Origin of the sequence: Corallococcus exiguus (assembly GCF_009909105.1) — a bacterium.
GTDB lineage: Bacteria > Myxococcota > Myxococcia > Myxococcales > Myxococcaceae > Corallococcus > Corallococcus exiguus.
This window is the reverse complement of the sequence record NZ_JAAAPK010000001.1, coordinates 520,270-535,781: the sequence shown is the minus strand read 5'-3', so window position 1 is coordinate 535,781 and position 15,512 is coordinate 520,270. Positions and strand designations below refer to the sequence as shown.

At 70.6% G+C, this 15,512-nt stretch carries 12 protein-coding genes; 6 read left to right on the top strand and 6 right to left on the bottom strand.

The window, feature by feature from the left end:
- The first annotated feature begins 46 nt into the window (after positions 1-46).
- Entirely contained in the window at positions 47-2,653 is a 2,607-nt protein-coding gene (locus GTZ93_RS02175) for a M1 family aminopeptidase (RefSeq protein WP_139915754.1), read from the top strand.
- 12 nt (positions 2,654-2,665) lie between these two features.
- On the opposite strand, the gene GTZ93_RS02170 is transcribed toward GTZ93_RS02175, so the two are convergent.
- The gene (locus tag GTZ93_RS02170; protein WP_139915753.1) at positions 2,666-3,394 is read right to left on the bottom strand and encodes an alpha/beta hydrolase; all 729 of its coding nucleotides are present in this window, start codon (positions 3,392-3,394) and stop codon (positions 2,666-2,668) included.
- Positions 3,395-3,617: 223 nt separating this feature from the next.
- Here GTZ93_RS02170 and GTZ93_RS02165 point away from each other — a divergent pair, with 223 nt between their 5' ends.
- Together GTZ93_RS02165 and GTZ93_RS02160 are read left to right on the top strand one after the other, a co-directional pair.
- Entirely contained in the window at positions 3,618-5,564 is a 1,947-nt protein-coding gene (locus GTZ93_RS02165; protein WP_139915752.1) for a PAS domain-containing sensor histidine kinase, read from the top strand.
- A 143-nt stretch (positions 5,565-5,707) separates the two neighbouring features.
- A complete protein-coding gene (locus GTZ93_RS02160; protein WP_120574693.1) occupies positions 5,708-5,890 on the top strand; it encodes a hypothetical protein in 183 nt (60 codons plus the stop codon).
- A 24-nt stretch (positions 5,891-5,914) separates the two neighbouring features.
- On the opposite strand, the gene GTZ93_RS02155 is transcribed toward GTZ93_RS02160, so the two are convergent.
- The 3 genes from GTZ93_RS02155 to GTZ93_RS02145 all read right to left on the bottom strand — a co-directional run bounded on the left by GTZ93_RS02155 (position 5,915) and on the right by GTZ93_RS02145 (position 8,514).
- Positions 5,915-6,445, bottom strand: coding sequence for a TspO/MBR family protein (locus tag GTZ93_RS02155; protein ID WP_120574724.1), 531 nt, complete (start codon positions 6,443-6,445; stop codon positions 5,915-5,917).
- 96 nt (positions 6,446-6,541) lie between these two features.
- Positions 6,542-7,312 carry a ferritin-like domain-containing protein gene (locus tag GTZ93_RS02150; RefSeq protein WP_139915751.1) on the bottom strand — a complete coding sequence of 257 codons (771 nt, stop codon included), beginning with the start codon at positions 7,310-7,312 and terminating at the stop codon, positions 6,542-6,544.
- On the bottom strand, positions 7,309-8,514 hold the full coding sequence (locus GTZ93_RS02145; protein ID WP_126933078.1) for a hypothetical protein: 1,206 nt from the start codon (positions 8,512-8,514) through the stop codon (positions 7,309-7,311). The genes GTZ93_RS02150 and GTZ93_RS02145 overlap by 4 nt, the downstream gene beginning before the upstream one ends.
- A 282-nt stretch (positions 8,515-8,796) precedes the next feature.
- On the opposite strand from GTZ93_RS02145, the gene GTZ93_RS02140 reads away from it, so the two are divergent.
- From GTZ93_RS02140 to GTZ93_RS02130, 3 genes are read left to right on the top strand one after another with little or no spacing between them, the layout of a single operon-like run.
- On the top strand, positions 8,797-11,145 hold the full coding sequence (locus tag GTZ93_RS02140) for a CHASE2 domain-containing protein (RefSeq protein ID WP_139915750.1): 2,349 nt from the start codon (positions 8,797-8,799) through the stop codon (positions 11,143-11,145).
- Between the two features lie 27 nt (positions 11,146-11,172).
- Positions 11,173-11,736, top strand: coding sequence for an SH3 domain-containing protein (locus GTZ93_RS02135; protein WP_139915749.1), 564 nt, complete (start codon positions 11,173-11,175; stop codon positions 11,734-11,736).
- A complete protein-coding gene (locus GTZ93_RS02130) occupies positions 11,736-12,722 on the top strand; it encodes a M48 family metalloprotease (RefSeq protein WP_257978979.1) in 987 nt (328 codons plus the stop codon). Before GTZ93_RS02135 ends, GTZ93_RS02130 begins: the two co-directional genes overlap by 1 nt.
- A gap of 10 nt (positions 12,723-12,732) precedes the next feature.
- On the opposite strand, the gene GTZ93_RS42575 is transcribed toward GTZ93_RS02130, so the two are convergent.
- Together GTZ93_RS42575 and GTZ93_RS02115 are read right to left on the bottom strand one after the other, a co-directional pair.
- Positions 12,733-14,511: a hypothetical protein gene (locus GTZ93_RS42575; protein WP_257978978.1), complete on the bottom strand. Its 1,779-nt coding sequence runs from the start codon at positions 14,509-14,511 to the stop codon at positions 12,733-12,735.
- A gap of 9 nt (positions 14,512-14,520) precedes the next feature.
- A complete protein-coding gene (locus tag GTZ93_RS02115) occupies positions 14,521-15,483 on the bottom strand; it encodes a ParA family protein (protein ID WP_139915748.1) in 963 nt (320 codons plus the stop codon).
- Between the last annotated feature and the right edge of the window lie 29 nt (positions 15,484-15,512).

Below are 15,512 nucleotides of genomic sequence, written 5' to 3'. Positions count from 1 at the left end.
AGCGGCTCGACCCGGGGGCGGGCTTGCGAAAGAGTCACCCTCCCCTATGCGCTGCTGCCACCGCCACGCCCCCGCCGCCGCCGGGTCCTCCGACCCGCATCCGTTCAGCCTGCCCGGCGCCACCGAGCACTACGCCGCGCCCCGGCCCGTGCGCGCCGAGCACGTGCGCATCGAGCTGGACCTGGACTTCGCCCAGCGCGCCCTGGCCGGCACCTGCACCACCCGCGTGTCCGCCGTCCGCACCGTTTCCACCGTCACCTTCGACGCCGTGGACCTGGACGTCACCGAGGCTCGCGTCGACGGCCGCTCCGTCACCTTCTCCAACTCCGGCGCGCACGTGCGCGTGGAGCTGCCTCGCGCGCTCGACGCGGGCCAGGCGTGCGACATCGCGCTCACGTACCGCGCCCGCCCCCGCCGCGGCCTCTACTTCTGGGGCCCCGACGCGGGCTACCCCGACCGTCCGCTCCAGGCGTGGACGCAGGGCCAGGACATCGACGCGCGCTGCTGGTTCCCCTGCCTGGACACGCCCGCGCAGAAGGCCACGTCGGAGGTCATCGCCACCTTCCCGGCGCACATGACGTCGCTGTCCAATGGCGTGCTCGTCAGCGACGTCACCACCGGCGAGCGGCGCACCCAGCACCACCGCATGGCGCAGCCGCACGCGCCCTACCTCGTCACGCTGGTGGTGGGCGAGTTCGACGAGGCCACCGACACCGCCGGCACCACGCCGCTGCGCTACCTGTTCCCCAAGGGGCGCCGCGAGGACGCGCTCCGGTGCGTGGCGCGCACGCCGAAGATGATTTCCGCGTACGAGTCCATCACCGGTGAGCCCTTCCCGTGGAGCGGCTACGCGCAGGTGTTCGTCACGGAGTTCATCCTGGGCGGCATGGAGCACACCACCGCCACCACGCTGGTGGACACCGTGCTGCACGACGCGCGGGCACACCTGGACTACAACGCCGAGCCGCTCATCTCCCACGAGCTGGCTCACCAGTGGTTCGGCAACCTGCTCACCTGCCGCGACTGGCCCCACGGCTGGCTCAACGAGGGCTTCGCCACCTACTTCGAGGTGCTCTGGAAGGAGCGCGGCGACAACCGGGACGAGGCCGACCACCACCGGGCGCTCGACCTGGAGGCCTACCTCTCCGAGACGCGCGAGCGCTACGCGCGCGCCATCGTCGCCCGGAAGTTCCAGGCGCCCATGGACCTGTTCGACCGCCACCTCTACGAGAAGGGCGGGCTGGTGCTCCACGAGCTGCGCCGCCGCGTGGGGGATGACCTCTTCATGCGCGCCCTGCGCCACTACGTCGCGTCCCACCGCCACGGCGTGGTGGAGACGGTGGACCTGGCGCGCGCCTTCGAGGCGGCCACCGGCCACAACCTGGACCCCGTCTTCGACCAGTACGTCTTCTCCCCCGGCCACCCGGAGCTGAAGGTGGAGGTCCGCTACGAGGCGGACGACGCGCGCCTGCGCATCACCGTGCGCCAGACGCAGCGCACGGATTCGGGCACGCCTGTCTTCCGCCTCCCGCTGGAGGTGGCCGTCACGGTGAACGGCGAGGACACACGCCACCGGTTGGAGCTCACGGACGCGGAGCACCGCTTCCACCTGCCCTGCCCCGCCGCGCCCACGCAGGTGCGCGTGGATCCGCGCCGCGACGTGCTGGGCACGCTGGACGTGGACAAGGCCGTGGGGCTGTGGCGCGAGGAGCTGGCCAATGCCCCTGAGGCCCGCGCACGCACGGAGGCCGCGCACGCGCTGGGGAAGGACGGAGGCCTGCGGTCGGTGGAGGCGCTGGGCCGCGCGCTGAAGGACGCGAAGCGGTTCTGGGCCACTCGCGCCGCATGCGCGAAGGCGCTGGGCCGCATCCGCACGCCGGAGGCCCGCGCGCTGCTGCTGGACGCGGTCGCCACCGAGCACCCGCGCGTGCGCCGCGCCGTCGTCGCCGCGCTGGGCGAGTTCCGCCACGACGTGGAGGCGGCCGGGAGGCTGCGCTCGGTGCTGGAGGCCGGTGACGCCAGCTACTTCGTGGAGGCGGAGGCCGCACGGGCACTGGGACGCGTGCGCGCGCCGGATGCGCTGCCCCTGCTGGAGGCCGCCACCGCGAGGCCTTCATTCCAGGACGTCATCGGCGCGAGCGCGATGGACGGGCTCGCGGAGACGCAGGACCCCGCCGCGTTCCCGGTGGCCGTGGCACGCACCGCGTACGGCCAGCCCGCGTTCCTGCGCCGCGCGGCCGTGAGCACCGTGGCGAAGCTGGCGGAGGTGGCGAACCGCAAGCGCGAAGCGGTGGACCTGTTCGCGCAGCTCTTGCGCGACCCGCAGTTCCGCGTGCAACTGGCGGTCTGCGACGCGGCCTCCACGCTGGGCGACCGTCGCCTGCTGCCCGCGCTGGAGGGCACGACCTTCAGCGACCCGCGCACCCGCCGCTACGCCCGCGAAGCCGTGCGCACCCTGCGCGAAGGCGCGCCCCAGGCCCGTGAAGTCGCGTCGCTGCGCGAGGAGCTGGACGCGCTCAAGCAGGAGACGCGCACCCTGCGCGAGAAGCTGGAGACGTTCACGCTGAACGCGCAGCCGGCCGCCCCCGTGCGGAAGCCTGTGCGCAAGCAAGCGGCGAAGCGCGGCCGCACGCCGCCCAAGCGTCGGCGCTGAGCCGCCACGGCTTCAGTCCGTCTGCCCCTGCAACGACTGGCGCAGGAACGCGCGCCAGTCCTCGAGCAACGCGGGCGACACGTCGTGGCCCAGGTCCGGGTAGGTCCGCAGGTCGATGGGGACGCCCCGGCCCCTCAGCTCCGCGACCCGCTCGCGCGTGTGCTGCACGGGGATGATGGCGTCCTGTTCTCCCTGGAGCACCCGCACCTTCCGCGACACAGGCTGCCCCTGGACCGGGTCGCCCAGCAGCCGCGTCCCCATGGGCACCGCCGCGTCCACCAGCTCCGGGTGCCGGATGGCCAGCATCCACGCCAGGTCTCCCCCGTAGGAGAACCCCGTCACCACGACGCGGCGGAGCTCCGGGTGCGCCGCACGGACCTCGCGGATCAACTCCGCGAGCCGCTCCGCCATGCGCTCCACGTCCTCCGTCTTCCCCTCCCACGTCTTCTCCTCGTGGTCCGCCTGGAACCACGTGAAGCCGTCGCGGCGGGGCCTTGGGCCCTGGGGCAGCAGCGTGCGCACGGGGACGCCCAGTGACTGGATGGGCTCATCCCAGAACGCGGGCGTGGAGCCGGAGAAGTGCAGGGCCACGAGCAACGCCTCGGGCTTCGGAGCGCCCACCGCCTCGCTCTTGTAGACGAGCGGGCTCTGCGCCGCCGACGGCGTGCTCCGGGTGCTGGCACAGGCCATCCCCAGCAGTGACACGGCGAGCAGCACGGCGGCGGTTCGGGATTCGCGCATGCTCCCTCCTGTACCCGCCCGCTCGCCCGGCCTCCAGGGGCGCTGTCAGCATCCTGCCCTCCGGCTTCACCGCGCCGCTTCGGCCCACAGTGCGTACCTGTAGGCAAAGGGAACGCGCACGGGCGCCAAGACGCGCGCCCGCCAACGCCGGGGAGACCCCACCTCCCGGCAGGGCCGGACACGCGGCGAAAGAGACGCGTGCCGGGTCCCACCAGGAGCGAGCATGGCCGGAGGAGCCGCACGGGAACTGGAAGCCATCTTGGACGCCGCGGTGGATCCCATCATCGCGTGCGGCCCGAAGGAGCTCATCCTGCACGTCAACGCGGCGACGGAGCGGCTGCTGGGCTGGGACCGCGAGCAGCTCGTGGGCAGGCCCATCACCGACCTCTTCCCGCCTCGCCTGCACCACTTCCACGGCCTCAGCCTGCCGCGCTACCTGCTGTCGCGCCGCAAGGCGCTCGGCGGGCGGCCCACTCGCGTCTTCGCCCGGAGGCGGGACGGCGTGGAGATACAGGTGGAAGTCACCGTGGGCGCCACCGGCCTGGACGGAGATGAGCGCATCGTCTTCACGCTGCGCCGGATGCACGAGGTCATCGACTCGCTGGAGGAGCCGGTGGAACACGTCCCCGGCGGCCCCGACGTGGCCTCGCACCAGGAGACGGTGGACCGGCTCTACCGGCTGCTCGTGGAGAACGCGCCCCTGGGCATCTTCCACTTCGACCGCAACCCCGTCATCACCGCCTGCAACGACCGTTTCTCCAGCTTCATCGGCACGTCGAAGCGCAACCTGGTGGGCCTGAACCTCCTCACGCTGCGCGACGAAGGCATCATGACCTGCGTGCGCGAGTCACTGGCCGGCCGTGCCTGCGACTACGAAGGCGACTACCGCGCGCTCACCACCGGCAAGGAGATACCCGTCCGCATCCGCTTCGCCCCCTGCTACTCCGAGGACGGCACCGTCGTGGAGGGCGGCGTCGGCATCGTGGAGGACATCACCGAGCGCCGCCGCGTGGAGGCCGAGCGCGAGGAGAACCTGGCCCAGCTGGACCTGCTCGTGCGCAGCGCGCCGGTGGGCATCGGCTTCCTGGACACCAATCTGCGCTACGTGCGCGTCAACGAAACGCTCGCGCGCATCAATGGCATCCCCGCGGAGGACCATCCGGGCCGCACGCTGCCGGAGCTGCTCGGGGAGCCGGGCGCCATCGCGGAGCAGGGGCCCCGCTACGCGCTGCGCACCGGCGAGCCCCTGGTGGACCAGGAGTCCACCTCCGACGAGGACCTGGGCGTCCCCGGCCCCCGGCGCTACTTCCGGGGCAGCTTCTATCCCGTGCGCACTCCCGACGGTCGCGTGCTGGGCGTGGGCGTCCTCATCGAGGACATCACCGAGCGCCGCCGCGCGGAGGAGGAGCGCGCGCACCTGTACCGCGAGGCCCAGGAGGCCATCCGCGTGCGCGACGACTTCCTCTCCATCGCGAGCCATGAATTGAAGACGCCGCTGACGCCCCTGAGCCTGCGCCTGGCCACGCTGGAGCGCCGCCTGGAGCGCGGCGAGAACCTGGACCCCGGCGTGCTGCGCCACGCGCGCCACCAGCTCACGCGCCTCACCGGCCTCATCAACGACCTGCTGGACGCCTCGCGCATCGAGGCCGGCCGACTGTCCCTGCACCCGGAGTCCACCCGCCTCGACCTGCTGGTGGAGCAGACGCTCGCCGGCATGGAAGGCCAGAAGGGCAACCACACCTTCGACTTCGAGCCCCCCCGGGAGCCCGTCTCCGTCCACGGCGACACGTTCCGGCTGGAGCAGGTCATCTCCAACCTGCTGGAGAACGCGCTCAAGTACAGCCCGGACGGCGGCACCATCCGCGTGCGGCTGTCATTGACGGACGACGTCGCGGTGCTGTCCGTGACGGACCCGGGCATCGGCATCCCGGAGGACCAGCAGCAGCAGTTGTTCGACCGCTACTTCCGCGCGCGCAACGCCTCCACCCGCTCCTACGGAGGGCTGGGCCTGGGCCTCTACATCAGCCGCGACATCGTGGAGCGCCACGGCGGCCGCATCTGGGTGGAGAGCGAACCGGGCCGGGGGTCGACCTTCTACGTCGCGCTGCCGACACTCGCCTCCGTGCGGCCTGCCCTCCCGCAAGTGTGGCCTGATCGCCACCTCCACTGAAGCAGCGGTCGCCCATCACCTGAAAGAACTTCAGCCCTGCCTCTCCGCCCCGGACGAAGGCTGCATGCAAAGGGCTGGAATCCCACGCTCCTCAGCCCTGGCACGCCCCCTGCTCATGTGAGGGCACGGGAGGGAGAAGACCCATGGAAAACATGACGATGAAGAGCGAGTCCCCTATCAGCCAGGACAACGACGGGTGGCTTGTCCGGGTGAAGGTCGGCGGGCGCATCCAGGAGGTGCGCTGCACGTCGGAGAACCAGGCGCGCTACTTCGCGGCCGTGCTGTCGTTCAACAACGCGGTCCCCCCCTCGCGCATGCGCCACTAGCGCGCGAGGAGGAGGCGCCCGGCGTCAGGCATTGCGCCGGGCGATGTCGGTCGACAGCACGTTGGCGAAGGACACCCAGCCCAGGTACGGGGCCATGAACCATGGCGCCTTGCGGTCCACGCGGCTGGCGGCGGCGGTATACGCCGCGATGCTGCCCAGCAAGGCCCAGTTCTCCACCGCCGCGGCCTTGAGCTGGCGCTTGCGGAAGAACAGATGGGACCACGCGGCGTTGAGCCCCAGCTGCACGAACCACAGGCCCAGCGCGCGCGAGCGCTCGGCGCCCGCCGGTGAGCCCCAGATGCGCCAGCCGGACACGGCGATAAGTCCGTAGAGCGCCGTCCACACCGGCCCGAAGGCCTGCCGCGGCGGTTGGTAGGGCGGCTTCTTCAAGTGCTTGTACCAGCGGCCCTCCACGGCCTCGCGGGTGCTGCGCGCGTTGAGGAAGACCGCGCCCGCGGTGAGCGCGCTGAAGGCACCCAGCGCCACCAGCGATTCACGGTTGAGCGTGGCGTTGTGTTCCAGGCCCTCGGAGCCTCCCAGCTCGCTGAGTTGCATGTCGTTCCTCCCGGACGTGACGAAGCCGTTGTGCGAGCCCACAAGCTGTGTCCTCGCACAACGGCCTGCCATGTCCGCCTGCCTGCCCGGCTGGCCTCAGGGCTGCGCGGGGACGGACGCGGAGTCCATGGGGGCACGCGCCTCCGTGGCCACGCCTGACGCGAGCCAGCCCTTCACCAGCGCCAGGTGCTCGGCCTCCGCGTCCAGCGCCAACGTGAAGCGGTCCGCGAGCGTGTCATGGCCCAGGCCGCGCGCCAGGTCGATGAGCAGCTCCCAGCTCGCGTTGTCCGTCAACTCCGCCACCAGCAGCGCCTGAGTGGCCTGCCGCAGGTTGGTGCGCGGGTCGGAGATGGCCGCGGGCACGCCCATGGAGATGACCGAGGTGAGGTCCGCTGACGGCGTCATCGCCGTGGGGTCCGCGCCCAGCTTCTCCAGCGCCTCCGTCAGCAGCGCGAAGTGGCTCAGCTCATCATCGAGGATCTTCATGAGCAGCTCGCGCGACGGACCTCCCTCCCAGCTGCCGAAGACCTCCAGCTTGGAGAGCGCGCCCTCGTAGAGCCGGACGCCGGTGCGCTCGAAGGCGAGCCGTTCGCCCAGCTTGTCGATGAGCACGGTGGGCTTGCCGCCCTTGAGCATGTCCACCGCGGTCTTCGCCATGCCCTTGAGGCTCGCGGGCGGCGGGACGCGGCCCAGGCCGTCACCAGCCTCGCGCATGTACTGCTTGCGCACCTCCGCGATGGCCCTCGCGTCACCCGGGCTGCTGGGCTCCGCGCGCTCCGCTTCCGCGATGATGTCCTTGCTGTCCACGGGTGACGTCTTGATGCCGGTGCGGTTCATCCCCACGTCGGCGAGGGTGTCCTTGCTCATTGCAGCCTCCTGCCTTCCAGCACCGAGCCCATGCGCTCCGCCTTCGCGGCGAGCTCCGTGCCCGGCCTCCATTTGTATCCAGCCGCCGCCGTCTCCGAGGGCGACCCTTCCGAGTTCAGCTGCGCCTGGTACACGAGCGTGCGGTGGTCCGGAGGCAGCTGCGACTTGTCCACGTATTCGGTGCCGTCGGAGCGCATGTCCACCTCCTGCGAGAGGACCTTGCGCACGAACTCGCGGTGCTCCTTGAACGCGATGGGCTCCGGGAGCGTGCGGGGCAGCACCTCCGCGGGGTCACGCTGCTCCAGGCTCTTGAACAGCTCCATCACGTAGTGGAGGTGTCCCAGTTCGTAGTCCACGAACCGCTGCCACACCTCCTTGATGCGCGGGTTCGTCTCGTACGCGAGGCACGAGTGGTAGTTGTAGACCTCCATGGCCTCGTGGAGCATCCACTTCTCCAGCAGGGACTCGCCGGGGTCCATCAGCGAGCCGTACTGGGTGACGTGCTGCTCCTCGATGGAGGCGATCTCCGCGTAGAGCTGCCGCGCGACGGGGTCCGTGAACGTGGGGCCCACGGTCATGTAGTAGTCGTGCGTCTGGAACTCGGACGCGGTGATGGTCATCGCGTGCAGCTTGGACAGCGGATCCGCGGCCTTGCGGTCATACGGGCGGCGCAGGTCGTCCAGCGGATGGCGGTGCTCCACGGACGTGGGGCGGCCCGGAATGATGTCCGTATAGGACTGGGTGATGTTGTTGGGGTCCTGCCCCTCCAGCCGGTCGTAGAGCGCGGAGTAGCGGTACAGGTGGTCGAAGTCCTCCAGCATCCCGAACCGGTACGTCTGGGCCAGATACGGGTCGGGCTCGTGGATGGCCACGCTGGCGGTGACTTCAATGGCGAGCTGCTCGAAGCCGAGCGTGGTCTCGATGACCTTCTGGTCCGGCGGCGTGAGCCAGTTCACCAGCGTCTGCTGGTGGTGCTCGGCGCGGCGCACCAGCGCCAGGTGCGGACGCAGCTCCAGGCTGAGCCGCGCGAAGATGTGTTTCATGCGCAGGGCATCCGCTTCGATGCCGTTCATCAGGATGACGCGCGTCCGGGTGAACGCGTCGTCGTCCATCTTGCTGTAGGGCCGCCGCACGAGGTCCTTCCAGGTGAAGGCCTGGCGCTCCACGGGGACGCCTTTTTCTTTGAACAGGTCCAGGGCCACGGGGTGACTCCTTCAGGGCAGGGACAGGGCATTGAAACGCGGGCGATGAAGGTCACCGCCTCGGGTCCCATGGAGTTGAAGGTTGTGGGCCACGCGCCGTCGGCAACAGACGGGCAGCCGTCGCCCGCAGGCCTCCAGGGACTGCGACGGCTCGCCGGGTCTCCTGCTTCGCGGGCCTCTCTGGGTCCTCCTGGATGAAGGTGCAGTTCCGTCCTGCCCCGCACGTGCCGAGGGGGCATCTCCCGGAGTAGCGTCTCGCCATCGACCTCGTGGGGAGGGTCCGTGGCGGGTGAGACGTGGAAGCTGATCCAGGAGCGCTGGCGCCATCACGGACGCGCGATGCTGGGCATCGCGCTGGCAGCCACACTCATCGCGTGGGCGTGCGAGGAGGCGAAGGTGCTCGAGAGCACGGAGCACATCGCCTACGACGAAGCCCTGGTCCGGTTCACCGGTGGCCGGAAAGAGTCCAAGCAGGTGGTCGTGGTGGCCATCGACCAGGACTCCATCGATGAAATCAGCCAGAACGCGCAGCTCCAGATAAATTTCGGCAACTGGCCGTACACGCGCACGCTGTGGGCGAGCATCGCGCAGGAGCTGAAGGCCCAAGGAGCCAGGGCCGTGCTGTTCGACGCGGTGATGGACGAGCGGACGGCCGACGAGTCCGTGGACCTGGGCTTCGCGCAGGTGCTGCGTGAGACAGGCCTCCCCTTCTACCTGGGCATGTCGACCAGCGAGTCGGCGAAGCGGATCGTCCACGCGGACCTCCAGGCCCCCGTGCCGCTGACCGTTCCCGAGGCCGCTCCCGCCGCCAGCCCTCCAGAAGACGACTCCTTCCCCGAAGAGGAGGAGTTCAAGGAAGCACCCGCTCCGGCCACGCCTGTGCTGACGCCCGGAGCCCTGGCGCGGGCACTCGCCTTCCCCGCGCGTCGGGCGGAGGGGGAGCCGTTGCCCAGGATTGGGCAGATGCCATCGAAGCCGCCACCGAAGCCCCGCTACCCGGTGCCTCCGACACCCGCGCTGGTCAGCGCGGTGAACGGGGTCGGACTGGTGGATATGGAGGCGGATGGAGATGGCTCCATGCGCCGCACGCGCTTCGCGTACACGGACGGCACCAATACCTACGTGACGCTGCCCGTGCGCATGATGGCGGACCTGCTGGGCGCGAAGGAGGTCGTGTTCTCCGGCCGCACCCTCCGCCTGGGTGAGCACACGTGGCACGTGGACCCGGACGGCAGCGCGGCGCTGGACTACGGCGGTCCGCTGGAAAAACGCTTCGTGGCGGTGAGCCTCTTCGACGTGCTGAACGACTGGATCCACCGATCCAAGGGCGAAAAGCTGGACCTGGCCGCGGACATCTTCCAGGACAAGGTCGTCGTCATCGGAGGCACGGCGGTGGGCCTCAACGACATCAAGGCCACGCCCTTCTCCGCCGCGGAGCCCGGGCTGGTGAAGCAGGCCACGGTGGTGGACACGCTGCTGTCGGGCACGTTCATCACCCGCGCGCCGCTGGCCGTGGACCTGGGGCTGACGTTCTTCGTGGCGCTGGTGTCCGTGGTGCTGCTGATGACGGCGCGCTGGACACCGCTGGAAGTGGCCTGGCCGGTGGCGCTGATTCTGGGGCTGCACGTGCTCACGGGCCTGCTGCTCAAGACGGCGCACACGCACGTGCTGATGGCGATGCCCGCGCTGGCGGGCGTGGGCGCGAGCGTGGCGGCGCTGGCGTTCAACCACCTGGTGGCCAACCGCGAGACCCAGTTCATCCGGCAGGCGTTCCACCGCTTCATGGAGCCGAAGCTGGTGGAGCAGATGATCCGCTCACGGCAGCTGCCGCGCCTGGATGGGGAGAACAAGGAGATCACCGCGTTCTTCAGCGACATCCGCGGCTTCTCCACCTTCAGCGAGCGCTTCAAGGAGGACCCGCGCCAGCTGGTGCGCATCCTCAACACGTACCTCACGACGGTGAGCGGGGCGCTGCTGCGCGAGGGCGGTTGCCTGGACAAGTACATCGGCGACGCGGTGGTGTGCCTCTTCGGCGCGCCCATGGCCCAGGAGGACCACGCCGTGCGAGCGTGCCGGGGCGCCCTGGCGGCGAAGGCTGCCGTGGAGGTGCTGCGCGTGGACTTCCGCGAGAAGGGTTTCCCGGACGTGTACACGCGCATCGGCGTGAACAGCGCGGTGAACTTCGTGGGCAACTTCGGCAGCGACCAGCTCTTCAGCTACACGGCCATTGGCGACGGCATGAACCTGGCCGCGCGCCTGGAGGGCGCGAACAAGGCCTACGGGTCGGTCATCATGATTGGCCCACGCACATACGAACTGGCGCACGAGCACATCGAGGTGCGCGAGCTGGACCGGGTGCGGGTGGCAGGCAAGACGGAGGCCGTCACGGTGTACGAGCTGCTCGCGCTCAAGGGCCAGCTGGACGCGTCCACCCGTCACACGGTGGCGCGCTACCACGAGGCCCTGGGGCTGTACCGTGAGGCCCGCTTCGCGGAGGCCGTGAAGGTGCTGGAGGCGGAGGCCGCGCGGTCGCCGGAGGACGGGCCCACGGCGAAGCTGCTGGAGCGCTGCCTCGAATACCTGGAGGCGCCCCCGGAGAAGTTCGATGGCGTCGCGAATCTGGAGAAGTGACGGCGTATCAGGTTGGGGAGGATGACGATGAGACGATGGACCTGGGGCGTCGTGCTGCTGGCGCTGGGACTGCCGGCGACGGCCGCGTGGGCAGTGAAGAAGGACGAGAAGCTCTACGTGAAGGCGCGCAACACCCGCGTGCTCAAGAGCGCGGTGCCCACGGCGGACGTGGTGGCGGTGCTCCAGCCCGGGCAGCAGGTGACGTGGAAGGGCGCGGACCCGAAGAACACGCAGTGGCACCAGGTGACGGAGCCCGGAGGCAAGGCCGGCTACGTGTTCCAGACGAACCTGTCCACGAAGCCGCCCGACATGGAGCTGGTGTCCAAGGACGGCAAGACGCGCGGCATCGATACAGCCTCCTTTGTGTCCAGCGGCGCGGCGGTGAAGGCGCTGAGCCCCGGCGCGGAGAAGTACGGCAAGGAGAAGGGCGGCGACTACGCGGTCGCGGTGTCGCAAATCAAGGCGCTGGAGGCCCTGGCCCTCAAGGTCACGCCCGTGGAGATCGACGCGCACGTGAAGCAGGCCGGGCTGTTCCCGGTCGTGGCGCCCAACACGAAGCTGGGCCCCCAGGCGAAGAAGGCGGTGAAGTGATGCGCTCGCGCATGGGATTGCTGGCGGTGGCGGGCCTGGGGCTGTGCCTCACGTCCTGTGCCCAGATGGCGAAGGGCCTGAGGGCCGCGAACCTGGGCGAGGACGCGAACCGGCTGGCGACCGCGGCGGAGAAGGTGGAGTCCTGCGACAAGCTGAAGGTGGAGCCGGCCATCCAGGAGGAGTACGCGCTGGGCAGCGCGCTGGCCATCCACTGGGCGCAGCAGAGCGGCGGGCTGATGCTGTCAGGCGCGGCGGAGGAGAAGCTGAACGCCTACGTCAACACGGTGGGCCGCAACCTGGCGATGCAGTCCCCTCGGCCGGAGCTGAGCTGGACGTTCGGCGTGCTCAAGGACGCGGAGAACTTCAACGCCCTGTCCGCGCCCGGTGGCTACGTGTTCGTCACGCGCCGGTTGCTCCAGGGCGTGGACAACGAGGCGCAGCTCGCGGGCGTGCTGGCGCATGAGGTTGCCCACATCGTGCTCAAGCACGCGCTGCACCAGTACGTCTCCGTGAAGGTGAGCACGTGCAAGGGCGCCGCGGTGACGGGCGCCGTGGTGTCCACGGTGGCCTCGAAGGTGGTGGGCGCGAGCCGGGCGGACGGCCGGCTGGACCTGGACTCGGACACGGGCCTGATGGGGAAGATGGTCGAAGGCACCGTGGACGCCTTCGGCAAGGGCAACCGCCGCGACGAGGAGCTGGCGGCGGACGCGCTCGCGGTGGAGCTGCTGCTGTCCGCGGGCTACGACCCGGGGGAGTATTCGCTGTTGCTCGGCAAGACGACCGGGGGCGGCGGACTCCTGGCGAACCACCCCAGCGCGAAGGACCGCAGGGAGCAGATTTCCAGGCTCGTCGAGGCGCGGCGGAACAACGCGGATCCGCTCGCGCGGGTGGACGTCGCGTCGCTCCAGCGGCCGGCCCTGCCCGCGGCCTTCGCCGTCGTGGGGCCCGTGAAGAAGTCCACGGGCGTGGCGAAGGACGCGAAGTAGGCGAAGTCCTTCAGCGCACCGTGGCCTGGCTCAAGGCACGGTGCACGGACTCCAGGGCCTTGCGCGCCTCCAGCAGCTCGGCGCGCTCGGCGGTGAGGGACGCGACCTGCTGGGCCAGCACGTCGCGCTCGCCCTGCAGCGTCTCCACGGCGCGGCGCAGGGAGGAGGACTCGTCCTTGGCGCCTTCCAGCTCCACGGCGAGGCGCTCCTCTTCCGCCAGGCTGTCGGCCAGGGCCAGCTTGCCCTTGGTCACGACCTGCTCCAGGGACTCGTGCTCCTTCGCGGCGGCCTGGAGGGCCTGACGGGACTCCTGGAGGGACAGGAGCGCTTCGTCGCGCTCGCCTTCCAGGGAGGCCAGTTCGCGTTCCAGGTCGGCGAGCAGCTTCACGCGGCCCTCCATCTCCGCGGACAGGCGGCGGGCCTCGTCCATGCGGAGGCGGGCCTCCTCGGTGGCCTTTTCCGCCTGGCGGCGGGCGACCTCGAGGTCCTGGGTCAGCGTGAGGTTGGCCGCCTTGACCTTGGTGAGCTCCGCCTGGAGGTGGGTGATGCGCTCCACGGCGCGCTGGCCGGCTTCCGCGACGGTGGCGGGCAGCGGCTCCGGGCGCGGGTTCTCGCGCACGGCCTTGAGGCGGGCCTTGAGCTTCTCGCGGCGGGATTCGGAGTCGTCCTCGCGGGGAGGCGCGGGCGTCTGCACCTCGACGGGGGCGGGCGCGGCTTCCTGTCGGGCCACCGTTTCGGTGGTGGTGACGGTGGAGGCCTGGACGGCAACGTACGTCGTCATGGGCTCGGCCTCGGAAGGCATGCGGAGGGCCTGAACGCCCATCCGTCCATCGAACTGTACTCCGGGAGGCGGGCCCGCGAACGTGGCCGGCATGCCCCGGGGGGCTTCCGCCTGCGCCATCGCCGGGGGCGGCGAGGCGAAGGTGACTGGCGCACCCCGAGTGTCGGCGCGAGGGGCTTCCGCCTGGGGAGGCACCGGCGCGGGGACGGCTTCTGCACGCGGAACAACCGGAGCCGGGTGCTCCACGCGGGCCACGTCGGTGCGCAGCGCTTCCGTGTGCGTCACGGAGTGGGCCAGGGGCGCCACGCGCGTCGGGTCCACATGCGTGGCGGCTTCCGGACGCGCCGTCAGCGCATCCCAGCGCGCGGCGGCGGGCGGGGGCGGCTCCACGTGCGTGGGCGTCGGCTCGGCGCCCAGGGGCTCCTGACCGAAGGCCTCGACCGCGGACTCCCGCTGCTGCGCGACGGACACGTTCCACGCGGACGCGGCGACGGCTTCCGCCACTTCGCGGTGCGACACCGGCGGCACGGCTTCCGCGTCCCAGACGGACTCCTCGGGCGCGGTCTCCTGCGCCACGTTCCAACCGGGCGCGGTCTCCTGCGAGTCCGAGTCCAGCCACGGCGCGGGCGCGGCCTCTTCCTCTTCGCGGTGAGCCTCCGGGGACACCAGCGCGGACAGCGCGTGGGACACCGGCGAGAACGAGGGCGCCGTCACCGCCGGCAGCCCCTGCGCGGCGGCGGGCGGCGCGGTGTGCCTGGGCGGTGCGTTCAGCGCGGCCTCCATCGCCTCGGCGGCGGTGGGACGCGGGCCGGCGCGGCGCTCGATGCGCGAGCGCACCTCGGAGGACAGGTCCGGCGACTCCGCGACGGGCGCGGTCGCTTCCGGCGTGGTGGGCTCCGCGGCGGCGGCGGTCCCCGTGGGGTCGGCCGGGTCGAGGGCACCCGTCAGCGCCCCCAGGCGGAGGCGCGGCTTCGCGCGGGACACGTTCTGTTCGAAGGCTTTCTTCATGGGGAAATCTCAGCCGGCTTTCGTCGCGGTGCCGGCCTTCACCGCCGCGGCGTGCGCGGCCACCAGGCGAGGCAGCACGTTGTCCAGCATGGCCTGGATGTCGTTGGCGCCCTTGGACGTGGGGTCCGCCACGAACACCGGGCGGCCCTCGCTGGAGGCCTGCGCGAACTTGGTGCACTGCCGGATGATGGTGGGCAGCAGGTACTCGGGGTAGTGCGTCTGGAGCGCCTCCAGCGCCTCCTTCGCCAGCTTGAAGGTGGCGTTGAAGGAGTTCACCACGATGAACACGTGGTCCAGCACGTGGTTGAGGTCCTCCTCCAGGCTCTGCACCGTTTCGAACAGCAGCTTGAGGCCGTGGAAGGACAGGAAGTCCGCGAGCACCGGCACGAACAGGTCGTTCGCGGCCATCAGCGCGTTCAGGTTGAGCAGGCCGAAGGACGGCGGCGCGTCGAAGACGATGAAGTCGTACTGCGCCTCCACGTCCTTGAGCGCGTTGCGCAGCTTGAACTCACGGCCGGCCATGGGCATCAGCGCCAGGTCCACCGTGGACATGCTCAGGTTGGACGGGATGAAGTCCAGGTTGGGCAGGGTGGACTTCTGCACGACCTGCGCGAGCGGCGTCTTGCGGACGAGCACGTCCAGCAGCGTCTTCTCGAAGTCCTCGCCCTCGTAGCCCAGGCACTTGGTGGCGTGGCCCTGGCTGTCCAGGTCGATGAGGAGGACGGCGTAGCCCAGCTCCGCCAGGCGCCACGCGTAGGACGTGGACAGGGACGTCTTGCCGGTGCCGCCCTTGAAGTTGAGGAAGAGCTGCCGGCGCAGGCCCGCGGTGGGCGGGAACTTGTTGAGCGTCGTGCGCAGCTCCCACACGTCTTCCGGGCCGTAGGCGTCCTTGCGCAGCTCCGTGGGGATGGACTTCGGAGTCACGCCGAGCATCTCGGCTACCTGCTTCGAGCTGTACGTCGGCGCTTCCATGAACGACCCTTCGGATGACGTGTGAGGCC